Origin of the sequence: Pseudomonas sp. SWI7, from assembly GCF_006351945.1 — a bacterium.
Lineage (GTDB): Bacteria > Pseudomonadota > Gammaproteobacteria > Pseudomonadales > Pseudomonadaceae > Aquipseudomonas > Aquipseudomonas fulva.
The window spans coordinates 4096314-4120998 of record NZ_CP040930.1; the positions used below are offsets into that span (position 1 = coordinate 4096314).

Annotated in this window: 17 protein-coding genes; 14 read left to right on the plus strand and 3 right to left on the minus strand. The window is 62.6% G+C overall.

All coding sequences use genetic code 11. The features are described 5' to 3' along the window. Position 1: 1 nt before the first annotated feature. A complete protein-coding gene (argS, locus tag FH041_RS18765; protein WP_027913503.1) occupies positions 2-1738 on the minus strand; it encodes an arginine--tRNA ligase in 1737 nt (578 codons plus the stop codon). Between the two features lie 188 nt (positions 1739-1926). After that, the gene (locus FH041_RS18770; protein WP_140174942.1) at positions 1927-4146 is read right to left on the minus strand and encodes a primosomal protein N'; all 2220 of its coding nucleotides are present in this window, start codon (positions 4144-4146) and stop codon (positions 1927-1929) included. Positions 4147-4312: 166 nt separating this feature from the next. Here FH041_RS18770 and rpmE point away from each other — a divergent pair, with 166 nt between their 5' ends. The 3 genes from rpmE (at position 4313) to FH041_RS18785 (ending at position 6798) form a co-directional block, all read left to right on the plus strand. Then, on the plus strand, positions 4313-4531 hold the full coding sequence (gene rpmE / locus FH041_RS18775; protein ID WP_023532368.1) for a 50S ribosomal protein L31: 219 nt from the start codon (positions 4313-4315) through the stop codon (positions 4529-4531). After that, the gene (locus FH041_RS18780; RefSeq protein WP_028686686.1) at positions 4531-5352 is read left to right on the plus strand and encodes a thermonuclease family protein; all 822 of its coding nucleotides are present in this window, start codon (positions 4531-4533) and stop codon (positions 5350-5352) included. Before rpmE ends, FH041_RS18780 begins: the two co-directional genes overlap by 1 nt. 177 nt (positions 5353-5529) lie before the next feature. Beyond that, positions 5530-6798 (plus strand): malic enzyme-like NAD(P)-binding protein, encoded by a 1269-nt coding sequence (locus FH041_RS18785; RefSeq protein ID WP_104926603.1) that lies wholly within the window; start codon positions 5530-5532, stop codon positions 6796-6798. 207 nt (positions 6799-7005) lie between these two features. Here FH041_RS18785 and FH041_RS18790 read toward each other — a convergent pair whose 3' ends face one another. Further along, positions 7006-9456 (minus strand): penicillin-binding protein 1A, encoded by a 2451-nt coding sequence (locus tag FH041_RS18790; RefSeq protein ID WP_027913506.1) that lies wholly within the window; start codon positions 9454-9456, stop codon positions 7006-7008. 175 nt (positions 9457-9631) lie between these two features. On the opposite strand from FH041_RS18790, the gene pilM reads away from it, so the two are divergent. The 11 genes from pilM (at position 9632) to FH041_RS18845 (ending at position 24655) form a co-directional block, all read left to right on the plus strand. Next, complete coding sequence (gene pilM / locus FH041_RS18795) at positions 9632-10513, plus strand: type IV pilus biogenesis protein PilM (RefSeq protein ID WP_140174944.1); 882 nt, start codon at positions 9632-9634, stop codon at positions 10511-10513. Further along, positions 10510-11046, plus strand: coding sequence for a PilN domain-containing protein (locus FH041_RS18800; protein WP_110606387.1), 537 nt, complete (start codon positions 10510-10512; stop codon positions 11044-11046). Before pilM ends, FH041_RS18800 begins: the two co-directional genes overlap by 4 nt. Beyond that, positions 11043-12059, plus strand: a complete 1017-nt coding sequence (locus tag FH041_RS18805) for a pilus assembly protein PilP (protein WP_140174946.1) — start codon at positions 11043-11045, stop codon at positions 12057-12059. The genes FH041_RS18800 and FH041_RS18805 overlap by 4 nt, the downstream gene beginning before the upstream one ends. Then, on the plus strand, positions 11983-13248 hold the full coding sequence (locus FH041_RS18810) for a type IV pilus secretin PilQ (RefSeq protein ID WP_042138980.1): 1266 nt from the start codon (positions 11983-11985) through the stop codon (positions 13246-13248). Before FH041_RS18805 ends, FH041_RS18810 begins: the two co-directional genes overlap by 77 nt. A 4-nt stretch (positions 13249-13252) precedes the next feature. Further along, entirely contained in the window at positions 13253-13771 is a 519-nt protein-coding gene (aroK, locus tag FH041_RS18815; protein ID WP_027913510.1) for a shikimate kinase AroK, read from the plus strand. Positions 13772-13870: 99 nt separating this feature from the next. Next, on the plus strand, positions 13871-14968 hold the full coding sequence (gene aroB / locus FH041_RS18820) for a 3-dehydroquinate synthase (protein ID WP_027913511.1): 1098 nt from the start codon (positions 13871-13873) through the stop codon (positions 14966-14968). A 15-nt stretch (positions 14969-14983) separates the two neighbouring features. Then, on the plus strand, positions 14984-16576 hold the full coding sequence (locus tag FH041_RS18825) for an SPOR domain-containing protein (protein WP_027913512.1): 1593 nt from the start codon (positions 14984-14986) through the stop codon (positions 16574-16576). Between the two features lie 372 nt (positions 16577-16948). After that, positions 16949-21394: a glutamate synthase large subunit gene (gene gltB, locus FH041_RS18830; RefSeq protein WP_027913513.1), complete on the plus strand. Its 4446-nt coding sequence runs from the start codon at positions 16949-16951 to the stop codon at positions 21392-21394. A 121-nt stretch (positions 21395-21515) separates the two neighbouring features. Then, on the plus strand, positions 21516-22934 hold the full coding sequence (locus tag FH041_RS18835) for an FAD-dependent oxidoreductase (RefSeq protein ID WP_027913514.1): 1419 nt from the start codon (positions 21516-21518) through the stop codon (positions 22932-22934). Positions 22935-23109: 175 nt separating this feature from the next. Continuing rightward, complete coding sequence (hemE, locus tag FH041_RS18840) at positions 23110-24174, plus strand: uroporphyrinogen decarboxylase (RefSeq protein ID WP_027913515.1); 1065 nt, start codon at positions 23110-23112, stop codon at positions 24172-24174. 130 nt (positions 24175-24304) lie between these two features. Continuing rightward, the gene (locus FH041_RS18845; protein ID WP_023532560.1) at positions 24305-24655 is read left to right on the plus strand and encodes a YgiW/YdeI family stress tolerance OB fold protein; all 351 of its coding nucleotides are present in this window, start codon (positions 24305-24307) and stop codon (positions 24653-24655) included. Positions 24656-24685: the final 30 nt, after the last annotated feature.

A 24685-nucleotide genomic window follows, 5' to 3' on the forward strand; every position in this document is an offset into this window, starting at 1 on the left:
CTTACATGCGCTCCAGGGTTTCCAGGCCGAGCAGTTGCAGACCTTGCTTGAGGGTGCGCCCGGTCAGGGCTGCCAGACGCAGGCGGCTTTGTTGCTGCTCGGGCGTCTCGGCAGCCAGGATCGGGCAATTTTCGTAGAAGCTGGAGAACAGGCCTGCCAGGTCGTACAGGTAGCTGCACAAGACGTGCGGCGTACCCTTGTCGGCTACGTTATTGAGAATTTCTCCAAACTGGGCCAGGCGCGCGGCCAGGTCCTGCTCATGAGGCGCTTGCAGCACGATAGTGCCTTCGACTTCGTCAAAGCCCTTGCCCAGCTTGCGGAACACACCGGCCACGCGGGTGTAGGCGTAAAGCAGGTAGGGGGCAGTGTTGCCTTCGAAGTTGAGCATCAGCTCGAAGTTGAAGCTGTAGTCGCTGGTACGGTGCTTGGACAGGTCGGCATATTTCACCGCACCAATGCCCACCACCTCGCCGATGCGACGCAGGTCCTCTTCGGGCAGGCCTGGGTTTTTTTCCTTCACCAGCGCATACGCACGGTCCTTGGCTTCGTTGAGCAGGTCGATCAACTTGACCGTGCCGCCGTCACGCGTCTTGAACGGGCGACCGTCGGCGCCGTTCATGGTGCCGAAGCCCATGTGCTCCATCTGCATGGGGTGGCCCAGGAAGCCGGCGCGGCGAGCGACCTCGAACACCTGGTTGAAGTGCAGCGCCTGGCGTTGGTCGACGAAATACAGGGCGCGATCTGCCTTGAGTACGTTGCTGCGGTAGCGCACCGCGGCAAGGTCCGTGGTTGCGTACAGGTAGCCACCATCGGCCTTCTGCACGATCACGGGGAGCGGTTCGCCCTCGCTGTTCTTGAATTCTTCCAGGAACACGCACTGAGCACCCTGGTCTTCGACCAGCAGGCCTTTGGCCTTGAGTTCGGCAACGACATTGGCCAGGTCATCGTTGTAGGCGCTTTCGCCCATCACGTCGGCCATGGTCAGCTTGACGTTGAGCAGTTCGTAGGTCTTCTGGCAGTGCGACAGCGAGATGTCCTTGAACCGTGTCCACAAGGCCAGGCAGTCCGGGTCGCCCGCCTGCAGCTTGACCACCAGCCCCCGCGCGCGCGTGGCGAAGGCTTCGGATTCGTCGAAGCGCTTCTTGGCCGCACGGTAGAAGTTTTCCAGGTCGGAGAGTTCGTCGCTGGTGATCGGGTTCTCTTCAAGGTAGGCCAGCAGCATGCCGAACTGGGTGCCCCAGTCGCCTACATGGTTCTGGCGGATCACCTGGTCACCCAGGAACTCCAGCACCCGCGCCACGCTGTCGCCGATGATGGTCGAGCGCAGGTGGCCGACGTGCATTTCCTTGGCCAGGTTGGGCGCCGACAGGTCGACCACCACTGTCTGCGCTGGGCCAGCCTTGCGCGCGCCAAGCCGGGGATCGTCAAGCGCTGCGTCCAGGCGGGCCGCCAACGCGGCGGTGTTCTGGAAGAAGTTCAGAAAGCCCGGACCTGCGATCTCGACCTTGCTGATGTCGGCGCTGGCCGGCAGGGCCTGGATCAGTTTTTCGGCCAGGTCACGTGGCTTCATGCCGGCCGGCTTGGCCAGCATCATGGCAATGTTGCTGGCGAAATCGCCGTGGGTCTTGTCCCTGGCGTTTTCCACCTGGATCGCCGGCGACAGCCCGTCAGGCAACACACCGTCGTTGACGAGTTGGGTGAGGGCTTGCTGGATCAGCTGGCGAATGGTGTCTTTCATAGGAATCTCTTTTCGACCGCAAGCGCGGCGGGCGCCTGGATGCGCTGGTGGAAAAACTGAGCATTATCCGTGGCTGGGCGCGCGTTGCCAACCTTGGCAGGCATGTGCCCAGGCATGGAGCCGTCTTAAAACCGCCGTTGGGCCCGCCCACAGCCTTGCCGTTCGCGGCTTGGCGCTTGAAACCGCCCTCAGTAAAGATCCACCGGGTCGACGTCTACCGACCAGCGCACCTGGCGCCCGCTCGGCAGTTGCTCCAGCATCAACAGCCAGGCGCTGATGAGGCGGTGCAAGGGCGCGCGGGTGCTGGCCTGCAGCAGCAACTGAGCGCGAAAACGCCCGGCTCGGCGCTCCATGGGGGCGGGTACCGGGCCAAGCAGCTCGATGCCGGGCAGGTGCTGCTGCGCCATCAGGCGCTCGGCCGCCGTGCAGGCTTCATCCAGAAACGCCTCGGCCTGCCCCGGCTTGTGCGCTTCGGCGCGCAACAGGGCCAAGTGCGAAAAAGGCGGCAAATTGGCGGCGCGGCGTTCGTCGAGCGCCTGCTTGGCAAAGGCAAAATAGCCCTGCTCGGTCAGTTGAACCAGCAGAGGGTGGTCAGCCAGGTGCGTCTGGATGATGACCTTGCCGGGTTCTTCCGCCCGTCCTGCACGGCCTGCGACCTGCACGATCAGCTGGGCCATGCGTTCACTGGCGCGGAAGTCACCGGAAAACAGACCGCCATCGGCATCGAGAATGGCAACCAGCGTCACCCGGGGGAAGTGGTGCCCTTTGGCGAGCATCTGCGTGCCGACCAGCAGGCTTGGCTGGCCGCGCTGAATGGTTGTGAACAGTTGGTGCATCGCGTCCTTGCGCGAAGTGCTGTCGCGGTCCACGCGCAGCACGGGATAGTCCGGGAACAACACCTTCAGACGCTCTTCGGCGCGCTCGGTGCCGGCCCCGACAGGGCGCAGGTCCACGTGCTTGCATTGAGGGCAGTGATGCGGCAACCGCTCGTCGTAGCCGCAGTGGTGGCAACGCAGCACGCCGGAGCGCTGGTGAACCGTCATGCGCGCATCGCACCGCGGGCATTCGGACAGCCAGCCGCAATCGTGGCACAGCAGGGTTGGGGCGAAGCCACGGCGATTGAGGAACACCAGTACCTGTTGTCCCGCCTCCAGGGTCTGGCCAATGGCCTGCTGCAAGGGGCCGCTGATGCCGCTGTCCAGCGGCAGGCTTTTCACGTCCAGGCGCAACATGCGTGGTGCGCGTGCACCGCCTGCGCGTTGGGTCATGTGCAGCAGGCGGTAGCGGCCGCTCACTGCGTTGTGCAGGGTTTCCAGGGACGGGGTGGCCGAGCCAAGCACGATCGGCACGTTCTCCTGGTGCGCGCGCACCAGCGCCAGATCCCTGGCGTGGTAGCGCAAGCCCTCCTGCTGTTTATAGGAGCCGTCGTGTTCCTCGTCGATGATGATCAGGCCTGGGTTCTTCATTGGCGTGAACAACGCCGAGCGGGTGCCGATGATGATGTCTGCCTCGCCGTCACGCGCGGCCAACCAGGCATCGAGGCGCTCACGGTCGCTGACGTTCGAGTGCACGAGGGCAATGCGGGCGTTGAAGCGCTGCTCGAAACGCGCCAGTGTCTGTGGCCCCAGGTTGATCTCCGGGATCAGTACCAGGGCCTGCTTGCCTGCCTCGAGCGTTTCGCGGATCAGTTGCAGGTAAACCTCGGTCTTGCCGCTTCCTGTGACGCCCGCCAGCAGAAAAGCGCCAAACTGCCCGAAGCCGCTGAGCACGGCATCGAAGGCATCACGCTGTTCTTCGTTCAGTGGCAACTCCGACTGCGCCAGCCAGTGCTCACGCCGTTCTGCCGGGCGTTGGCGGCGTATTTCCACGCACACCAGCTCCTTGGCCAGCAGCAGATCAAGGCTGTCCTTGTTGAGGTTGAGCTTCGACAGCACGCTGTGGGCCACCCCATGTGGGTGCTGAGCCAGGGTCTTGAGCGCATCACGCTGGCGAGGGGCGCGTGCGATGCGTGGGTCTTCAAGGCGAGCGCCCGGCGCTGCATGCCAGAAACGTTCCTGGCGCATCTCGGCAGGTTCACCCTGACGCAGCAGGGTAGGAAGCGCCCAGCTCAAGGTGTCGCCCAGGCTGTGCTGATAGTACTGGGCGGTCCATAGGCACAGCTTGAACAGCGACGCCGGAATGGGCGATACCGGGTCGAGCAGGGCGCTGGCTGGCTTGAGTTTGTCAGCCGGCACCTCGCTTTCGGCACACACTTCTACCAGAACACCGATCATCTCGCGCCGCCCGAACGGTACGCGCAGGCGCATGCCTGGCACCCATGTCTGGTTCGCCATGCCGACCGGCGCCTTGTAGTCGAACAGGCGGCGCAGCGGGGAGGGCAGGGCAAGGCGCAGGATGACGTCGGGCACGCTAATGGTCTCGGGGGGCGTTTCAGAACTGGCGAGCCTAGCAGACGACGGTCGGTACAAGCGACAACTTGCGCTGGCGCCATGCTCTGGTATTATTTGCCGCCTAATTACGTGCGGTATTCAACAATTGGTGTTGGATGGCGGCACGCAGCTCGAGGAAGTGACCATGAAAGCTGATATCCATCCGAACTACGAAGCAGTTGCTGTCACCTGCAGCTGCGGCAACAAATTCGAAACCCGTTCGACCCTGGGCGATACCCTGTCGATCGACGTTTGCAACCTGTGCCACCCTTTCTACACCGGTAAGCAGAAAGTCCTGGACACCGGCGGCCGCGTACAGAAGTTCGCCGATCGCTTTGGCATGTTCGGTGCCAAGAAAGGCTGATGCGCATGGCGAACCCTTCGGGTTTCGCAGCGTTGCAGAAAAAAGCGCCCCTTGTGGGCGCTTTTTTTATGCTCGCTTGTTGGGTATCCCAGGCGCAGGCTTTCTGCCCGGCGCCGTCACGTGCTCAATGGGTGGCCGTACGGCATGTGGTCGATGGTGACACCGTGCGCTTGGTCGATGGCCGCAGTGTGCGTCTGATCGGGATCAATGCCCCCGAAATCGGCCGCAAGGGGCAAGCGGATGAGCCTCTTGCCCAGGCTGCCCGCAAACGCCTGCAAGCATTGATCAAAGCCAGTGACGGGCGCGTTGGCTTGGTACGCGGCAAGGAGGGCAAAGACCGGTACGGTCGCAGCCTGGCCCACTTGTACAGCCGTGAAGGGCATAATCTTGAGGCGCAGCTGCTCAGCGAAGGGCTTGCATACCGTATTGCCATTGCACCCAATACTGAGCTGAGCGGTTGCCAGCAGCGCGCCGAGTCAGTCGCGCGCCGGGCGGCTGTCGGTGTGTGGAAACGCTCACCGGTGATGCCTGCCCATGCCGTGCGTAAACCAGGTTTTGCGCTGGTGTCAGGCCGCGTCACCGCCATCGAACGCAGTCGTACGGGGGTTCGATTGACCCTCGACAGCGCCATGACGCTGCACATACCCGCTCGTCTGCGCCGTGCATTGCCCGCGGGTTTCTTCGATAACCTCAAAGGGCAAAAGGTCGAGGCCAGGGGTTGGATTCGCAGCCATTCACGTAAAGTGCCCTACGCGCCGGGTCAGCGACGCTGGCAGATGACCCTTACAGACGTCAGCATGCTCGACCGCCTGCAAAGATAAAAGATGTAGACATTTCTACACCAGATTGTACACACTGAAGCCTGCATGCCCCGTGGGTTGTAGCATAAAGTCTTAGGCTAGAGGCCTTGACACGAGTGACCGGCCAGTCTTGTGACGGCTGGACTCTTTGCGTATCCTCGGCGGTCCGTCAGAACAGCCAATAGCGGAATGCCCAACATGTCAGACCTGAAAACCGCCGCTCTCGAATATCACGCTCACCCTCGCCCAGGGAAACTGAGCGTCGAGCTCTCCAAGCCCACCGCCACCGCCCGTGACCTCGCCCTGGCCTACAGCCCAGGTGTGGCAGAGCCTGTGCGCGAGATCGGTCGTGATCCGGAGCTGGCCTACAAGTACACCGGCAAAGGCAACCTGGTTGCAGTGATTTCCGATGGTACTGCCATTCTCGGTCTTGGCGATCTGGGTCCGCTGGCGTCCAAGCCTGTCATGGAAGGCAAGGGTGTTCTGTTCAAGCGTTTCGCCGGTATCGACGTGTTCGACATCGAAGTCGAGTCCGAGAGCCCGCAGGCCTTCATCGATACCGTGCGCCGTATTTCGATCACCTTCGGTGGCATCAACCTCGAAGACATCAAGGCGCCAGAGTGCTTCGAGATCGAACGCACCCTGATCGAGCAGTGCGACATTCCGGTCTTCCACGATGACCAGCACGGCACCGCCATCGTAACGGCCGCCGGTATGATCAACGCCTTGGAAATCGCCGGCAAAACCCTCGAAGACGCCAAGATCGTTTGCCTGGGCGCAGGTGCAGCGGCCATTTCCTGCATGAAGCTGCTGGTCAGCATGGGTGCGAAGGTCGAGAACATCTTCATGATCGACCGCAGCGGCGTCATCCACGCTGGCCGTGACGACCTGAACCAGTACAAGGCACAGTTCGCGCACGCCACCGACAAGCGTACGCTGGCCGATGCCCTCAAAGGGGCTGACGTGTTCGTGGGCCTGTCCGGTCCAAACCTGTTGAGCGCTGAAGGCTTGAAGTCGATGGCCGCCAACCCGATCGTGTTTGCCTGCTCGAACCCCGATCCTGAGATCGCCCCTGAGTTGGCCCACGCCACGCGCGACGACGTGATCATGGCGACGGGTCGTTCCGACTATCCGAACCAGGTCAACAACGTGCTGGGCTTCCCGTTCATCTTCCGCGGCGCGCTGGACGTTCGAGCCAAGCGTATCAACGAAGAAATGAAAATCGCCGCTGCCATCGCGCTGAAAGACCTGGCCAAGCAGCCGGTTCCCAAGGAAGTATGCGAAGCCTACGGCGTGGACGGCCTGGAATTCGGTCGTGAGTACATCATTCCCAAGCCGCTGGATGCACGCCTGATCACTGTCGTCTCCGACGCCGTGGCCAAGGCTGCTATCGAGTCGGGCGTCGCTACGCTGCCGTACCCGAAGCATTACCCGCTCAAGAACGTTGATGACGTGTTCAACGGCTGATCGTCGTTCTGCACCAACAAACCCGGCTGTCATGGCCTGATGCTGTTTACGTAGGGCCGCGAAGCGGCCCAACGATATCAAGACAGTATCAAGCCATGACAGCCGGGTTTTTTCATGGCTGTAGAACAAAGGGGCAGCGGGAATTCGCCGGCATCGAGCCGTAATGCCAGGGCCGCCTTGCAGCCCTGTCAGGGTACCGGTCAGGTATCAGAAGAGATCCATTGGCGTTGCTTCATCGGCTGGAAGCGGGCTACCCGGTGCAGTCCCGTTACCCAGTTCGTCCACCGACGGTGGCGAGTCCTCTGCCTTGAACAGCTCGAAATAGGCATTGGGCGTGCTTGCCGAGGCAGCACGGCCACTGACGGGATCGACCCTCAGGCTCAGGATGCCTTCAGGCTGCGCGGGCGGGTGCTCAGGCCGGCCTTGGAGAGCCGGGCCCATGAAGCCCATCCAGATCGGCAGTGCGGCAGTGCCACCGTATTCCCGACGACCCAGGGTTTCGGGCTGATCGAAACCAACCCACACCGTGGTCACGTAATCGGCGTTGTAGCCCGAGAACCAGGCATCCTTCGATTCGTTGGTGGTACCGGTTTTGCCCGCAAGGTCGGTGCGTCCCAGTGCCAGCGCTCGGCGGCCCGTACCGCGTTTGATGACGTCCTGCAGCATGCTGGTGAGGATATAGGTGGTACGGCCGTCGATGATGCGTTCGGCCACTGCCGGGGCTTGTGGTGCGGGCGCCTGATCGAGCGAAGTGGAGGGCTCACCCGGCACTTGACCAGTGCTGATGGGCTGCTCGGGAGCGGCCAGCCCGGCATTGTCTTCCGAACCTTGAGGAACGCGTGGCGGATTGGCCGTGAACAGCGTCTCGCCATTGCGGCTCTCGATACGGTCGATCAGGTACGGCGAGATCTTGTAGCCGCCATTGGCGAACGTACTCCAGCCGGTGGCGATCTCCATCGGTGTCAGTGTGGCAGTACCCAGTGCCAGCGACAGGTTGCGTGGCAGGTCCTGCTTGTTGAAACCGAACTTGGCGATGTAGTCGATGGTGCGGTCGATGCCCATGGCCTGCAGCAGTCGGATCGAAACCAGGTTGCGCGACTTGTACAGGGCTTCGCGCATGCGAATCGGGCCGAGGAACGTATTGGTATCGTTCTTGGGGCGCCAGACCTTGTCCACCGATTCGTCGACGAACACGATGGGTGCGTCATTGACCAGGCTGGAGGCGGTGTAGCCGCTGTCGAGCGCTGCGCTGTAGATGAAAGGCTTGAAACTCGAACCGGGCTGGCGCTTGGCCTGCATGGCACGGTTATAGTTGCTCTGCTCGAACGAGAAACCGCCGACCAGTGCGCGGATGGCGCCGCTGGTAGGGTCCAGGGTGACGAGCGCGCTCTGGGCGCTGGGCACCTGGCTGAATTTGAACGACCCGTCATCCAGCCGCTGCAGGCGCACCAGGTCGCCGACTTGGGCAACGTCTGCCGGCGACTGGGGCGCACGGCCTTGGGCATTGGTGTTGATGAACGGACGCGCCCACTTCATCGTGTCCCAGGCTACGGTTTGTTCCTTGCCATTGCGGGTCAACACCTGAAGGCCGGTCTTCTCGACGCGGGTAACGATTGCCGGTTCCAGCCCCCCCAGTGTGCGCTGCCTGGCCAGTTCGTGAGTCCAGGCTGCCACGGTGCGGCCTGGGAAGCGTGCCTCGGGGCCGCGGTAGCCATGGCGTTGGTCGTAGTCGGTCAACCCTTTGAGGACCGCCTTGTTGGCGATTTCCTGCGTGTCGCTAGGCACGGTGGTAGTCACACGCAAGCCTTCGGTGTAGGCGTCGCTGCCGTAGCGGCCGACCATTTCGGCACGGGCCATTTCGGCGACGAAGGGCGCATTCACCTCAGGGGTGGGCACGTGATAGCGGGCGTTCAGCGGCTCGGCCAGGGCGGCCTGGTAGCTTGCCTCGTCGATCTTGCCGAGCTTGTACATGCGGCCCAGGATCCAGTCACGGCGCTCCTTGGCGCGGACCGGGTTGGCCAGCGGGTTGAAGCGTGACGGCGCCTTTGGCAGGCCCGCGATCATCGCCATCTGCGCCAGGCTCACGTCACGGATCGACTTGCCGTAGTAAACCTGGGCGGCGGCATCGATGCCGTACGCACGGTTGCCCAGGTAGATCTTGTTCACGTACAGCTCGAGAATTTCGTCCTTGGTCAGCTCGCGCTCGATCTGCAGTGCCAGCAGGATCTCGTTGGTCTTGCGCGAGAAACTGCGTTCGCTGGTCAGGAAGAAGTTCTTCGCCACCTGCATGGTGATGGTGCTGCCGCCGGTCTGGATGTGTCCGGTCTTGACCAGCTGTGTGGCCGCGCGCATCAGGCTGCTGGGGTCGACGCCATAGTGGTTGAGGAAATTGTCGTCCTCGGCCGACAGAAGTGCCTGAATGAACTGTGGCGGAATCTCCGAGAAGCGGATCGGGGAGCGGCGCATTTCGCCAAATTCCGCGATCAGCTTGCCGTCGCTGCTGAACACCTTGAGGGGGATCTGCAACTGGATGCTTCTGAGCGAATCGACCGAAGGCAGGTTGGGGCTAAGATACAGAAACGCGCCGCTCACACCGAGTACGAGCGCGCAGATGGCTGCGACGGAAGACCACCAGAAGAACTTAAGCAGACGTATCAAGGCTTTTCGGTGTCCAGGTTGTGAATGGGTTGCACGCAGGCCCGGCGGGCCGGAAAACGCCGGGCATTATAAGCATTTTTCGCCACGCCGGGGTTACCGCCCGGGCTGCTCGTCGTCTGGCGGCGGCCAGGTCCAGGGGGTGCCCCAGGCTGCATCGAGCGCAAGGGAGGCCGCGATGCTTGGACGCTTCAGCAAGGATGCCGGTTCATTTACAGGGATTGAAATCGTCGAGAATGCGGTGCGGGTGGTTCAGTTGCGCAAGCGCAAGCGGCGCTTTGAGGTGCTGTGCCAAGCACAGGAACCCTATCAGCAGCCAGCCGACACCACCTGGATGGTTCAGCCAGCACATGCTGCAGCGGCGCTGCGCCGTGCCTTCGAGCGTCACGGTATATGCCAGCAGCGAGTGGCCATGGCGCTGGCAGCCGACCAGGTGATCTGCAAGCCGTGCCGCGTGCCGCGTCAGGCGTGCGAGGAGCAGATCGAAGCGCAGTTGCTCGCCGAAGCCGAGCGGCTACTGCCTTTTGCGCTGGATGACCTGGCCATGGATTTCCATGTGCTGGGTCCCTGCTCTGATGAGCCGAACAGTGTCGACGTGATGGTGGCGGCTTGCCGGCAGAGCACGCTGGCACTGGTGCAATCGGTGGCGAGGCACGCGGGGCTGCAACTGGAAGCCGTCGAGGTCGATACGATTGCCCTTACCCGGCTGTTACCCCCTGCCTGTTCGGATCAATCCGCCGTGTTGCGGATCGATCTGCAAAACATCGCCCTGCATCGTTGGCAGTGCCAAGGCGTCTGCCAACGATGGGCGTGGACGTCGACTGAACCCATGTTGTCGGGTGAGCTGCCAGAGCAGGTCGTCTTGGCGCTCGTGTCGCAGGGCCTGCCGGCGGACCTGTGGGTGTCCAGCGGCGCCTGCATGACCCCTCGGCAGCTGCACGCGATGAGCGAACGGCTCAACGTGCGTTGCCGGCCGTTACCCTCACCCGGCGGGCTCGAGTGTCTCGGTGGTCCCATGCTGCTTGCCAGCACGCTGGCGGCAGGTGGGTTACGGGCATGATCAGGTTCAACCTGCTTCCTTGGCGCGAGCGGCAGCGGCAAGCGGCCATTCGGCGCTTTCGCAACCAGCTGTTGGCAAGCGCCTTGGCGGCCCTGTGCGCCGTGACGATGGTCGATCAGCTGGCGCGTCAACGGGCCCAGTTGCAGACGACCGATAACAGGCAGCGTGCGGCGGCATTGGCGGCCCTGAATGAGCCGACAGCGTCGAGGGCGCAGCTGCAGGACCAGTACGCCACGTCGTCGAGTCAGCTTGCCCGGTTTGAGACGCTGCGCGCTGAACAGCGCATCCTGGAGGGGCTGTTCACGGACCTTGAGCGCGCCCTGCCGACCACTGTGCAGTTGTTGGGCCTGCAACTCGAAGCCAGCCACCTGCAGATTACGGGCCTCGCTCCCTCTGGCGCCGTGATCGCCCAGTTCATGCGGGACCTGGGTCGCTCTGGCATGTTGATCGACCTGCAACTCAAGCAGATCAAAAGCCTGCCCCGTGCCGATCAGTTCCTGCTGACGGCACGCGTCGCTGCGTCCTGGTCATGAAACTGCAGGCGCACTTGGATCGAGCGGCGCTGCTCGGGCAGTCCGTGCGGGCCAAGCGCATGGCGCCAGTGCTGCTGGCCGTTTGCCTGTTCGCCTTGGGCTGCGCGATACGCCTGCCCGCAGCGCTGCAGCAAATGGACCAGGAGCAGGCCAAGTCCCAGGCACTGGATGAGCAGCAATCGGCTTTGAATGGAGAACGCGCAACGCTCGACAGCCTGCGCGCCTCGGTGGCAGGGGCTGAGCAACGCCTGCAGGTGGCCCTGTGGAACATGGCCGCCGGCCAGGACATGAGCGACTTGGTGGACCACATCTCGGCGTTGGGCCGTGCCCACGGCTTGCTCATCGAGCTGCTGCGGGTGCAAGAGGCGCAACCCCATGGTGAGTACCAACAGGTGCCGCTGGAGCTGCGGGTCAAAGGCGAGTATGCCGGCGTGCGGCAATGGTTATTGGAGTGGCTTGGCCAAGCTCGGCTGCTGCGCACTGGCGACATGAGCCTGGAGCCTGTCACCGGGCAGCCTGGCATGGTGCAGCTACGGCTGCAGGTCGATGCCTTTCAGGCAACTGTCCCGACGCTGCAACCACAGACAGTGGCCCAGCTGCCGGCAAGCGTGCCCGCGGCGGCACCACAGGTCGATCCGTTCAGGCCGCAGCAGGACCGGCTGCCTGATCGCGGGCTGGCAAGCGTGCCGCTGTCCCAGGTGCGCATGGTTGGCAGCCTGTCACGGGCACAGGCTAACGAAGCGCTGTTAATGGCGGCCGGTAAGGTTCATCGGGTGCGGCTGGGCGACCGGGTCGGGCGCGATCAAGGGGTCGTTACGCATATCGATTCGGTTCAAGTGGAAATCCGCGAACACTGGTTCATGGACAGTGCATGGCACGAGCGCGTTGCGTTTATCTCTATGGCAACACCTGTGGGCAAGGAGGCCCTGGTCCTGGATGAGCAAGACATGGAAATGGCTATTGGCAACCCTGCTGCTGCCGTTGACGGCAATGGCGGCCCCTTACCAGGGTGAGCGGCTGTCACTGAATTTTCAGGATGTCGAGGTACGCGCCGTGCTGCAGGTGCTTGCCGATCATGCCGGCATCAACCTGGTCGCCAGCGACGACGTACAAGGGAGCGTCACCTTGCGACTGGAAGATGTGCCTTGGGATCAAGCGATCGACCTGGTATTGCGCAGCAAGGGCCTGGGTCGACGCCACGAAGGCAACGTGCTGCTGATCGCACCGCTTTCTACCCTGAGCGCGCAGTCGTTCGAGGGCACCTCGAACCCACTCGACACGCAATCACAACCCATGCGTCGGGAACTGATGCGTATCCACTACGCCAAGGCCGCCGATTTGTCCGAGCTGTTACTGGCGAGCCTGTCTGAGGACGGCATTCTTGCCGGCAGGGGCAGCCTGGGCGTGGATGAGCGCACCAACACGCTGGTGGTCCACCAGCCGGCGAATCGACTCGCCGAGATTCGGCAACTGATCGCCCAATTGGATGTGCCCGTGCGTCAGGTAGCGATCGAGGCCCGTATCGTGGAGGCCAACGTCGACTACCAGAAAGGCCTGGGGGTGAGATGGGGCGGCGACCTGTACAGCGCCGCACCGAGAGCGGGCAAGGACCTGTTCGTTGACCTGGGCGTCGAGCGGGGCGGCAGCAGCCTTGGCGTTGGTCTGTTGCGCGGCGACGTGCTCCTTGACCTTGAGCTCAGTGCCATGGAAAAGAGCGGTGAGGGCGAGATCATCTCCCAGCCCAAGGTAGTGACCGCCGACAAGGAGACGGCGCGGATACTCAAAGGTACCGAGGTGCCTTACCAGCAGTCCAACAAGAATGGCGCGACAACCGTGTCGTTTCGCGAAGCCTCGCTTTCACTGGAGGTGACGCCGCAGATCACGCCGGATGACAGTGTCGTCATGACCGTGAGAGTGACCAAGGACGAACCTGACTACGTCAATGCCCTCAATGACGTCCCGCCCATTCGCAAGAACGAGGTCAATGCCAAGGTCAGGGTCGAGAACGGGCAGACTATCGTGATCGGTGGCGTCTACTCCACCACGCAAAACAATGTAGTGGACAAGGTGCCATTTTTTGGCGATCTGCCGTATGTTGGACGGCTGTTTCGACGCGATGTACTACAAGAGAAAAAATCCGAGCTGCTGGTCTTCCTGACTCCGCGTATCATGAGTGACCAGACGATTGCTGTGAGTCGTTGATTCTGTGCGAAATTTGATACTTGTGGGGCCCATGGGTGCTGGTAAAAGCACCATCGGGCGCCTATTGGCCAAAGAGCTGCGCCTGCCATTCAGGGATTCCGACAAGGAAATCGAACTGAGGTGCGGTGCCAACATTCCGTGGATCTTCGACAAGGAAGGCGAACCGGGTTTCCGTGACCGCGAGCAGGCCATGATTGCCGAATTGTGCAGCCTTGATGGCGTGGTCGTTGCCACCGGTGGCGGGGCGGTCATGCGCGAGGCCAATCGCCGCGCGCTGCACCAGGGCGGGCGGGTGATCTACCTGCATGCCTCGGTCGAGCAGCAGGTCGGCCGCACCGCTCGGGATCGTAACCGGCCATTGCTGCGTACCGCCAACCCGGAGGCGACCCTGCGCGCCTTGCTCGAAACCCGAGACCCGCTCTACCGTGAAATTGCCGACCTGGTGGTGCAAACCGACGAGCGGCCACCGCGAATGGTGGTGATCGACATTCTCGAGCGCCTGCAGCAGTTGCCGCCCCGTTAACCCGGGACTATTCTCGGCCTCCTGCGCCGAGGCGAGGCTCAACGATACCGCGTGGCTTGCCTGCCAAAGGCGCCGTGCACCAGCTCATTGTGGGGATACATGCAGACACTGAAGGTCGACCTGGGCGAGCGCAGCTACCCGATCTACATTGGCGAAGGCCTGCTGGACCAGCCTGAGTGGCTGACGCCGCATATCGCTGGCCGTCAGGTTGCCATCGTTTCCAACGAGACCGTGGCGCCGCTCTATCTGGAGCGCCTGAGCAAGACTCTGGGGGCTTACAGCGTACTGCCGGTGGTCCTGCCCGACGGTGAGGCCCACAAGAACTGGGAAACGTTGCAGCTGATCTTCGATGGCCTGCTGACGGCCCGCCACGATCGGCGCACCACCGTTGTAGCGCTCGGTGGCGGCGTGATCGGCGACATGGCCGGTTTTGCTGCGGCGTGCTATCAGCGCGGTGTGGATTTCATCCAGGTACCCACCACCCTGCTGTCGCAGGTGGATTCGTCGGTCGGCGGCAAGACCGGCATCAATCACCCACTGGGCAAGAACATGGTCGGGGCGTTCTACCAGCCCAACGCCGTGGTGATCGACACCACGACCCTCGGGACCCTGCCAGCGCGTGAGCTGTCTGCCGGGTTGGCCGAAGTCATCAAGTACGGTTTGATCTGTGACAAGCCTTTCATGGCCTGGCTCGAAGAAAATATGCCGGCGCTGCGCAGCCTCGACGCCGTCGCGTTGACCGAAGCCATCCGCCGCTCGTGCGCGGCGAAGGCAGCCGTCGTAGGGGCTGACGAGCGCGAGTCGGGTGTTCGCGCCACGCTCAATCTTGGCCATACCTTCGGCCATGCCATCGAAACCCATATGGGCTATGGCGTCTGGCTACATGGGGAAGCCGTGGCAGCAGGTACGGCCATGGCGCTGGAAATGTCCATGCGTCTGGGCTGGATCACGCAGGCCGAACGCGACCGCGGCATTGGCTTGCTGCTGGAGGCAGGCTTGCCGGTGGTGCCCCCGCAGGAAATGACCCCAGCGCATTTCATGGAACACATGGCGGTCGACAAGAAGGTGCTGGACGGCCGTCTGCGCCTGGTGCTGTTGCGCCAGCTAGGCGAGGCCGTGGTCACCGACGACTATCCCAATGAGATTCTCCAGGCCACGCTGTCGGCGGATTACCGCGCGATCGTGGCCCAGCTTTGAGGTTGTGACAGCGCAATGACCAGTTTGCACGCCGATGAGGCCTTTCTCGACCATTACCAACTGAGCCATGACCCGTTCGCACCGCGCGTACCGGGCTTCAAGTTCTTTCCCGCCCAGCGCAAGCCGGTTCTGGCGCAGCTGCACCACCTGGCTCGCTACAGCCACCTGATGCTGGTGGTCACCGGGCCTCTGGGCAGCGGCAAGACCTTGCTGCGCCAGGCGCTGGCGGCCAGCACCAACAAGCAGTCGGTGCAGAGCGTCGTGGTTTCGGCCCGCAGTGCCGGCGATGCTGCCAGTATCCTCGGCCAGATTGCGCAGTACCTGGATGTGGCCGAGCCGCAGGTCCAGAGCATCCTGTCCAAGATGGTGCAACTGGCCCTGACTGGCCAGGAAGTGTATCTGCTGGTGGACGATGCGGAACAACTGGACGAGTCGGCACTCCAAGCGTTGCTGGAATTGGCGGCAGGCGTTCCCGAAGGGCGTCCGCATGTATTCCTGTTCGGTGAGCCATCGCTGATCGCAGGGCTCGATGAGTTGAATATCGAGGAAGAACGCTTCCACATCATCGAACTTGCGCCGTACAGCGAGGAGGAAACCCGCGAGTATCTCGAACAGCGCCTGGTGGGTGCCGGCCGGGGTATCGAGGTGTTCAGCCGGGAGCAGATCGCCGATATCCATGAAAATGCCGATGGGTGGCCTGGCACTATCAACCAGGTTGCCCGTGACACTCTGATCGAAGCCATGATCGCCAGCCGCTCGACGGCAAAGCGACCAGCCATGGGGTTCAAGATGCCTAAAAAACACGTACTCGCGCTATCCGCCGTGGTCGTCGTCGCCGTGGCCGCGGCGGTGTTGATGCCCCGCAAGGGCGACAAGGCCCCTGAAGATGCACCCGCAGCCCAGGCCCAGTTGCCCCTTGGCGACGGCAATTCCAGCGCGGCAATCGAGTTCTCCGGCTCGTCCCAGCCCAAGCCCCTGCCGCTGGGCGGGCAGTCGCAACCGGTCATGCGTGAACCGTTGGCCCAGGCAGCAGGCATGGGCGAGGGCGAAGAAGGCAGCCCGGCGGGTGATACCGCGTTGCAACCGGGCAACCCGCCACCCACGGTAACCACCATCGCACCGCCACAGGGCGTGTCTGCTGGCCCCGCGCCGGCGCCTGCCCAGCCGGTGACCTCCACGCCCAAGCCGGTGGTCACGCAACAGCCCAAGCAAACCACGCCGGCCAAGCCTGAGCCTGCACCTACCCAGGTGGCGGTGGCCAAGCCCGCGCCCAAGGTCGCCGAGAAAGCTGCTGAAAAACCAGCGTCAGGTGGCAGCGGCAACAGCAGCTGGTACACCGGTCAGAAGCCGGGCAACTACGTGGTGCAGATTCTGGGGACCAGCTCCGAAGCATCCGCCCAGGCCTTCGTGAAAGCCCAAGGTGGCGACTATCGCTACTTCCGCAAGTCCCTGCAGGGCAAACCGCTTTACGTGGTCACTTACGGTAACTTCGCCAACCGCGATGCAGCTGTGGCTGCCATCAAGAACTTGCCAGCGAAGGTCCAGGCTGGTAAACCTTGGCCACGTACTGTCGCCAGCGTCCAACAAGAGCTGGCTTCGGCCCGCTGATACCTTCCGGGCAGCACCACCCCGCTGCCCTGTAGCCAAGCGAATTCTGGTTTTCGTCTAGCCTGCTGCGCCTGAGCGCGGCAGGCTTTTCTGTCCCGGGCTGCCGGCCACAAGCCGCCCATGCAGTCCTGGCTGAATCGCTTCAGAGTCCAGCGAAGTTGCCACATGGTTGGCGGCATCAATACATTCAAAAATGCGACATAAATTTTCAATGGTGAGACATGAAAATTTGTGAGTGTCGCTGTCTCTGTGCAACAATGGTTTTCCATGGCCACCGCAAAAAAGCTGGCGTTTGATCGGCGTGGATGGTAAGTGGTTGTTAAAAAAAGAGATTTGCCTCCGTTGAGGGGTGAACCTGGTGAGAATGTGTCTATGAAAACAGGTCTGTACCATCCCGAAGAATTCAAGGACAACTGTGGTTTCGGCCTGATCGCCCATATGACGGGCGAGCCCAGCCACCACCTTCTGCAAACCGCCATGCAGGCATTGACCTGCATGACGCACCGCGGCGGTATCAACGCCGACGGCAAGACCGGCGACGGTTGCGGGCTGTTGATGCAGAAGCCCGATCAGTTCCTGCGTGCCATGGCCCAGGAACATTTTGCCGTCGAACTGCCCAGGCAGTACGCCGTCGGCATGGTGTTCTTCAACCAGGATCCGATAAAGGCAGAAGCGGCCCGCGCCAACATGGACCGTGAAATCCGCGCGGCTGGCCTGCAACTGGTGGGCTGGCGCAAGGTGCCGATCGACACCAGCGTGCTGGGTCGCCTAGCCCTGGAACGCTTGCCGCAAATCGAGCAGGTGTTCATCGGCGGCGACGGCCTGAGCGACCAGGAATTGGCCATCAAGCTGTTCAGCGCCCGCCGCCGTTCGTCGGTAGCCAATGCCCATGACGCCGACCACTACATTTGCAGCTTCTCGCACAAGACCATCATCTACAAAGGCTTGATGATGCCGCGGGACCTGGCTGCGTTTTACCCGGACCTGAGCGACGAGCGCCTGCAAACCGCGATTTGCGTGTTCCACCAGCGCTTCTCCACCAACACCCTGCCGAAGTGGCCGCTGGCGCAGCCCTTCCGCTTCCTTGCCCATAACGGCGAAATCAATACCATCACAGGTAACCGCAACTGGGCCATGGCCCGGCGTACCAAGTTCGCCAATGACCAGATCCCCGATCTCGAGGAGCTAGGCCCGCTGGTCAACCGCGTCGGCTCAGACTCGTCGAGCATGGACAACATGCTCGAACTGATGGTGACCGGCGGTATCGATCTGTTCCGTGGCGTGCGCATGCTGGTGCCGCCAGCCTGGCAGAACGTCGAGACCATGGATGCCGACCTGCGCGCCTTCTATGAATACAACTCCATGCACATGGAACCCTGGGACGGCCCGGCCGGCATCGTGATGACCGAAGGTCGCCACGCAGTGTGCCTGCTCGATCGCAATGGGCTGCGTCCGGCGCGTTGGGTCACCACCACCAACGGCTACATCACCATTGCCTCGGAAATCGGGGTGTGGGGCTATCAGCCCGATGAAGTACTGGCCAAAGGCCGCGTCGGACCCGGGCAGATCCTGGCGGTGGACACCGAAACCGGACAGATCCTCGACACCGATGCCATCGATGACCGTCTCAAGTCCCGCCACCCGTACAAGCGCTGGCTGCGTCAGCACGCCACGCGGATTCAGGCGACCCTGACCGACGACCAGGGTGTGGCCAGCTACGACGCTGACCAGCTCAAGCAGTACATGAAGATGTTCCAGGTCACTTTCGAGGAGCGTGACCAAGTGCTGCGCCCCTTGGGTGAACAGGGCCAGGAAGCGGTCGGTTCGATGGGGGACGACACGCCGATGGCCGTGCTGTCGCAGCGCGTGCGCTCGCCATACGATTTCTTCCGCCAGCAGTTCGCCCAGGTCACCAACCCGCCGATCGACCCGCTGCGCGAAGCGATCGTGATGTCGCTTGAGATCTGCCTAGGCGCCGAGCGCAACATTTTCCAGGAGTCGCCGGAGCATGCCTCGCGCGTCATCCTGAGCTCGCCCGTCATCTCGCCGGCCAAGTGGCGCTCGCTGATGAACCTGGAGCGTGACGGCTTCGAGCGCCAGCTGATCGACCTGAACTACGAAGAGGCCGTTGGGCTGGAAGCGGCTATCCGCAACATCGCCGACCAGGCAGAAGAAGCCGTGCGCGCGGGCAAGACGCAACTGGTACTCAGCGACCGCCACATCGCCCCTGGCAAGCTGCCGGTGCATGCTTCGCTGGCCGTAGGTGCAGTGCATCACCGCTTGACCGAGCAAGGCCTGCGTTGCGACAGCAACATCCTGGTGGAAACCGCCACCGCCCGTGACCCGCACCACTTCGCCGTGCTGCTGGGCTTCGGGGCTTCGGCGGTGTACCCGTACCTGGCCTATGAAGTGCTGGCCGACCTGATCCGCACTGGCGAAGTGCTGGGCGATCTGGACGAGGTGTTCAAGTACTACCGCAAGGGCATCTCCAAAGGCCTGCTCAAGATCCTGTCGAAGATGGGCATCTCCACGGTCGCCTCCTACCGGGGCGCTCAGTTGTTCGAAGCCATCGGTCTTGCCGAGGAAGTGGTCGGGCTGAGCTTCAAGGGTGTGTCGAGCCGTATCAAGGGTGCGCGCTTCGTCGATCTGGAAAGTGACCAGAAGCTGTTGGCTGCCGAGGCCTGGAGCGTACGCAAGCCGATTCAGCAAGGTGGCTTGCTGAAGTTCGTCCATGGTGGCGAATACCACGCCTACAACCCCGACGTGGTCAACACCCTGCAGGCCGCCGTGCAGCAGGGCGACTTCGCCAAGTTCAAGGAATACACCACGCTGGTCGATCAGCGCCCGGTGTCGATGATCCGCGACCTGTTGAAGGTCAAAGTGGCTGACCAGCCGTTGCCGCTGGAGCAGATCGAACCGCTCGACGCCATCCTCAAGCGCTTCGACTCTGCCGGTATCTCGCTGGGTGCGCTGTCTCCAGAAGCTCACGAAGCCTTGGCCGAGGCGATGAACCGCCTGGGCGCGCGCTCCAACTCCGGCGAAGGCGGAGAAGACCCGGCGCGCTATGGCACCCTCAAGAGTTCCAAGATCAAGCAGGTGGCAACCGGCCGCTTTGGCGTGACCCCTGAATACCTGGTCAATGCCGAAGTCTTGCAGATCAAGGTGGCCCAGGGTGCCAAGCCCGGCGAGGGCGGTCAGCTGCCCGGCGGCAAGGTCAACGGCCTGATCGCCAAGCTGCGCTACGCCGTACCGGGCGTGACGCTGATCTCGCCTCCACCGCACCACGACATCTACTCGATTGAAGACTTGGCGCAGCTGATCTATGACCTCAAGCAGGTCAATCCGCAGGCGCTGGTTTCGGTCAAGCTGGTGGCCGAGGCGGGTGTCGGTACCATCGCCGCTGGCGTGGCCAAGGCCTATGCCGACCTCATCACCATCTCGGGCTACGACGGCGGCACGGGTGCGTCGCCACTGACCTCGATCAAGTATGCGGGCGCGCCATGGGAACTGGGCCTGGCCGAGACTCATCAGACCCTGCGTGGCAACGATTTACGCGGCAAGGTGCGGGTGCAGACCGACGGCGGCCTGAAAACCGGCCTGGACGTCATCAAGGCGGCCATCCTGGGGGCCGAGAGCTTCGGCTTCGGCACTGCGCCAATGATCGCGCTGGGTTGCAAGTACCTGCGTATCTGTCACCTGAACAACTGCGCAACCGGCGTGGCTACCCAGAACGACAAGCTGCGCAAGGATCACTACATCGGCACGGTCGACATGGTCGTCAACTTCTTTACCTTCGTTGCCGAGGAAACCCGTGAGTGGCTGGCAAGGCTAGGCGTACGCAGCCTTGGGGAGCTGATCGGGCGCACCGACCTGCTCGAAGTGCTGCCGGGCGACACCGAGCGTCAGCACCACCTGGACCTGACCCCGCTGTTGGGCAGCTCGCACATTGCGGCCGACAAGCCGCAGTTCTGTGAGGTGGACAGGAACCCGCCTTTCGACAAGGGCGAGCTTGCCGAGAAGATGGTCGAAATGGCCATGCCGGCGGTGCGTGACCAGGCCGGTGGCGAGTTCGCGCTCGACATCTGCAACTGCGACCGTTCCATCGGTGCGCGTGTGTCCGGTGAGATCGCGCGGTTGTACGGCAACCAGGGCATGGCCGGTACGCCGATCACGTTCCGTTTCAAAGGCACCGCAGGCCAGAGCTTCGGCGTCTGGAACGCCGGTGGCCTGAACCTGTACCTCGAGGGTGATGCCAACGACTACGTCGGCAAAGGCATGACCGGTGGCAAGGTCACCATCGTGCCGCCGGCCGGCAGCCCGTTCGAAACCCAGCACAGCGCAATCGTCGGCAACACCTGCCTGTACGGCGCCACCGGTGGCAGGCTGTTCGCTGCCGGTACGGCGGGCGAGCGCTTCGCTGTTCGCAACTCTGGTGCCCACGCCGTGGTAGAGGGCACTGGTGATCACTGCTGTGAGTACATGACCGGCGGCTTCGTCTGCGTCCTGGGCAAGACCGGTTACAACTTCGGCTCTGGCATGACGGGCGGCTTCGCCTACGTGCTCGACATGGACAACAGCTTCGTCGACAAGCTCAACCACGAACTGGTGGAAATCCAGCGCATCAGTGGTGAAGCGATGGAGGCTTACCGCAGCCACCTGGCGCGGGTTCTTGCCGAGTATGTGGATGAAACCGGCAGCGAGTGGGGGCGCGAGCTCTCCGAAAACCTGGACGACTACGTACGACGTTTCTGGTTGGTCAAGCCCAAGGCCGCCAACCTCAAGCAACTGCTGTCCAGCACCCGCGCCAACCCGCAGTAAACAGCTGCACGTGACCAACCCTGGGCGCTCGACCGGAGCAGCCCAGGGTTTGCCCGGCTCAAGTGATCGTCTTGCGGCTTGCAGCGTGTAGCGTGCGGCTGCTGTTAAGAGGTTTTGAAAAATGGCTGAACGTCTGAACAACGACTTCCAGTTCATCGAAGTGGGCCGCAAGGACCCGAAGAAAAAATTGCTGCGCCAGCGCAAGAAAGAGTTCGTGGAAATCTACGAACCCTTCAAGCCGCAGCAGTCCGTTGAACAGGCGCACCGTTGCCTGGGCTGCGGTAACCCGTATTGCGAGTGGAAGTGCCCTGTGCACAACTTCATCCCCAACTGGTTGAAGCTGGTGTCCGAGGGCAACATCCTGGCGGCCGCCGAGCTGTCGCACCAGACCAATACCTTGCCCGAAGTCTGTGGGCGCGTATGCCCACAGGACCGTCTGTGTGAAGGCGCCTGCACCCTGAACGACGGTTTCGGCGCCGTGACCATCGGCTCGGTGGAGAAGTACATCACCGACACGGCCTTCGCCATGGGCTGGCGCCCGGACATGTCCAAGGTCAAGCCTACCGGCAAGCGCGTGGCCATCATCGGTGCCGGCCCGGCTGGTCTGGGCTGCGCAGACGTGCTGGTGCGCGCTGGCGTGACGCCCGTGGTGTTCGACAAGAATCCTGAAATCGGCGGCTTGCTGACCTTCGGTATCCCTGAGTTCAAGCTCGAAAAGAGCGTGCTCAGCAATCGCCGCGAAGTCTTCACCGGCATGGGTATCGAGTTCCGCCTCAACACTGACGTGGGCACGGACGTGACCATGGAACAGTTGCTGGCCGAGTACGACGCGGTCTTCATGGGTATGGGTACCTATACCTACATGAAAGGCGGCTTCCCTGGCGAAGACCTGCCAGGGGTGCACGATGCCCTCGATTTCCTGATCGCCAACGTCAACCGCAACCTGGGCTTCGAGAAGTCGCCTGAAGATTTCGTCGACATGAAGGGCAAGAAAGTCGTGGTCCTGGGCGGTGGCGACACGGCCATGGACTGCAACCGTACCTCGATTCGCCAGGGTGCCCAGACGGTGACCTGTGCCTACCGCCGCGACGAAGCCAACATGCCGGGTTCGCGCAAGGAAGTGAAGAACGCCAAGGAAGAAGGGGTGAAGTTCCTCTACAACCGCCAGCCCATCGCCATCGTTGGCGAGGACAAGGTGGAGGGCGTGAAGGTGGTCGAGACCCGTTTGGGCGAGCCTGATGCGCGCGGGCGCCGCAGCCCGGAGCCAATCCCGGGTTCTGAAGAGATCCTGCCGGCCGATGCGGTGGTGATCGCGTTCGGCTTCCGCCCCAGCCCCGCCTCCTGGTTCGAGCAGCACGATATCCAGCTCGACAGCCAGGGCCGTGTCGTGGCGCCGGAGAAGAGCAGGTTCAAGCATCAGACCAGCAACCCGAAAGTGTTCGCCGGTGGCGACATGGTGCGCGGGTCGGACCTGGTCGTGACCGCGATTTTCGAAGGGCGTACCGCTGCAGAAGGCATTCTGGACTACCTGGAAGTCTAAGCGCCCTGGCAGGTAAGGTGGGGTCGCTGGGCGGCCTCACTTGCCTGGGGCAGACGCCCGGGCTTGCCCAGGAATGCTTGACCTGAAGCACGCAAAAAACAAAACGCATGGCCCCGACCGTGCCTTTTGTGTCGGTGTCTGAGAAAATGCCCCCACTATTTTTCCGGATGCCGACATGACTGCCCTGAAGAACGACCGTTTCCTGCGTGCTCTGCTCAAGCAACCCGTTGACGTCACCCCGGTATGGATGATGCGCCAGGCCGGCCGCTATCTTCCGGAGTACCGCGCCAGCCGCGCCAAGGCCGGCGACTTCATGAGCCTGTGCAAGAACCCGCAGTTCGCCTGCGAAGTGACCCTGCAGCCGCTGGACCGTTACCCGCTGGATGCGGCGATCCTGTTCTCGGACATCCTCACCATCCCGGACGCCATGGGCCTGGGCCTGTATTTCGAAACCGGTGAAGGTCCGCGTTTTCGGAAGGTGGTCAGCACCCCGGCCGACATCGAGGCGCTGCCTGTTCCCGACGCGCAGAAAGACCTGGGCTATGTGATGGACGCGGTCAGTACCATCCGCCGCGAACTCAATGGCCGCGTGCCTCTGATCGGCTTCTCCGGCAGCCCCTGGACCCTGGCCACCTACATGGTCGAAGGCGGCTCCTCCAAGGATTTCCGCAAGACCAAGGCCATGGCCTACGACAACCCACAGGCACTGCACCTGTTGCTGGACAAACTGGCGCAGTCGGTAACCACGTACCTCAATGGGCAGATCCTGGCCGGAGCCCAGGCCGTGCAGATCTTCGATACCTGGGGCGGCAACCTGTCGTCGGCGGCCTATCAGGAATTCTCCCTGGCCTATATGCGCAGAATCGTCAGCGGCCTGATTCGCGAACATGACGGGCGCAAAGTCCCCGTCATCCTGTTCACCAAGAACGGTGGCCTGTGGCTGGAAAGCATTGCCGATGCCGGGGCCGATGCCCTGGGGCTGGACTGGACCTGCGACATCGGCGATGCCCGTCGCCGGGTAGGTGACAAGGTCGCCTTGCAGGGCAATATGGACCCGACCGTCCTGTATGCCCGGCCGCAGGCCATTCGTGCGGAAGTGGCGCGCATCCTGGCCAGCTACGGCCATGGCAGCGGCCATGTGTTCAACCTGGGCCACGGCATCACGCCGGAGGTCGACCCTGAAAACGCGGGCGCCTTCATCAATGCCGTGCACGAGCTGTCGGCGCAGTATCACCAGTGAACCGGTTGTGACAGCGCATTACGCTGCATGGCCCGACTGGGGCTGAATGCAGCAAGGCTGTCGCATTAAGTTTCAATTCAGCGGTGCTCGCTAGGCTGGTCCTACTCCAACACAGATAGGACCCGCCCCCATGAAAGCACGCTATCTTGCCCTGATCCTTGCCCCCCTGTTCAGCACCGCTGCATTGGCTTCAGGTGGCTACACCGGCCCTGGCGCGCAGTCGATTTCCACCGTGGCCGCTGCCAGCGAGGCCGCAGACGATACCCCGGTGGTCTTGCAGGGCTACGTAACCCGCAAGCTCGACAACGATGACAAATACGAATTCAAGGACAGCACCGGCACCATCACGGTCGAGATCGATGACGAGGACCTGCCAGCCACGCCATTCAATGACAAGACCAAGGTCAAGCTCACTGGTGAAGTCGAGAAACACTTGATGAGCCGCGAGGTGGACGTGGACCGTGTCGAGATCATCAACTGATCCAGCACTCCTGTCGCAGGCAGGCCGGTT

Bases quoted from the DNA above. Each gene is read 5' to 3' on its own strand.
- argS (WP_027913503.1), bottom strand. From the start codon at position 1,738: ATGAAAGACACCATTCGCCAGCTGATCCAGCAAGCCCTCACCCAACTC.
- rpmE (WP_023532368.1), top strand. From the start codon at position 4,313: ATGAAAGCTGATATCCATCCGAACTACGAAGCAGTTGCTGTCACCTGC.
- FH041_RS18780 (WP_028686686.1), top strand. From the start codon at position 4,531: ATGCGCATGGCGAACCCTTCGGGTTTCGCAGCGTTGCAGAAAAAAGCG.
- FH041_RS18785 (WP_104926603.1), top strand. From the start codon at position 5,530: ATGTCAGACCTGAAAACCGCCGCTCTCGAATATCACGCTCACCCTCGC.
- pilM (WP_140174944.1), top strand. From the start codon at position 9,632: ATGCTTGGACGCTTCAGCAAGGATGCCGGTTCATTTACAGGGATTGAA.
- FH041_RS18800 (WP_110606387.1), top strand. From the start codon at position 10,510: ATGATCAGGTTCAACCTGCTTCCTTGGCGCGAGCGGCAGCGGCAAGCG.
- FH041_RS18805 (WP_140174946.1), top strand. From the start codon at position 11,043: ATGAAACTGCAGGCGCACTTGGATCGAGCGGCGCTGCTCGGGCAGTCC.
- FH041_RS18810 (WP_042138980.1), top strand. From the start codon at position 11,983: ATGAGCAAGACATGGAAATGGCTATTGGCAACCCTGCTGCTGCCGTTG.
- aroB (WP_027913511.1), top strand. From the start codon at position 13,871: ATGCAGACACTGAAGGTCGACCTGGGCGAGCGCAGCTACCCGATCTAC.
- FH041_RS18825 (WP_027913512.1), top strand. From the start codon at position 14,984: ATGACCAGTTTGCACGCCGATGAGGCCTTTCTCGACCATTACCAACTG.
- gltB (WP_027913513.1), top strand. From the start codon at position 16,949: ATGAAAACAGGTCTGTACCATCCCGAAGAATTCAAGGACAACTGTGGT.
- FH041_RS18835 (WP_027913514.1), top strand. From the start codon at position 21,516: ATGGCTGAACGTCTGAACAACGACTTCCAGTTCATCGAAGTGGGCCGC.
- hemE (WP_027913515.1), top strand. From the start codon at position 23,110: ATGACTGCCCTGAAGAACGACCGTTTCCTGCGTGCTCTGCTCAAGCAA.
- FH041_RS18845 (WP_023532560.1), top strand. From the start codon at position 24,305: ATGAAAGCACGCTATCTTGCCCTGATCCTTGCCCCCCTGTTCAGCACC.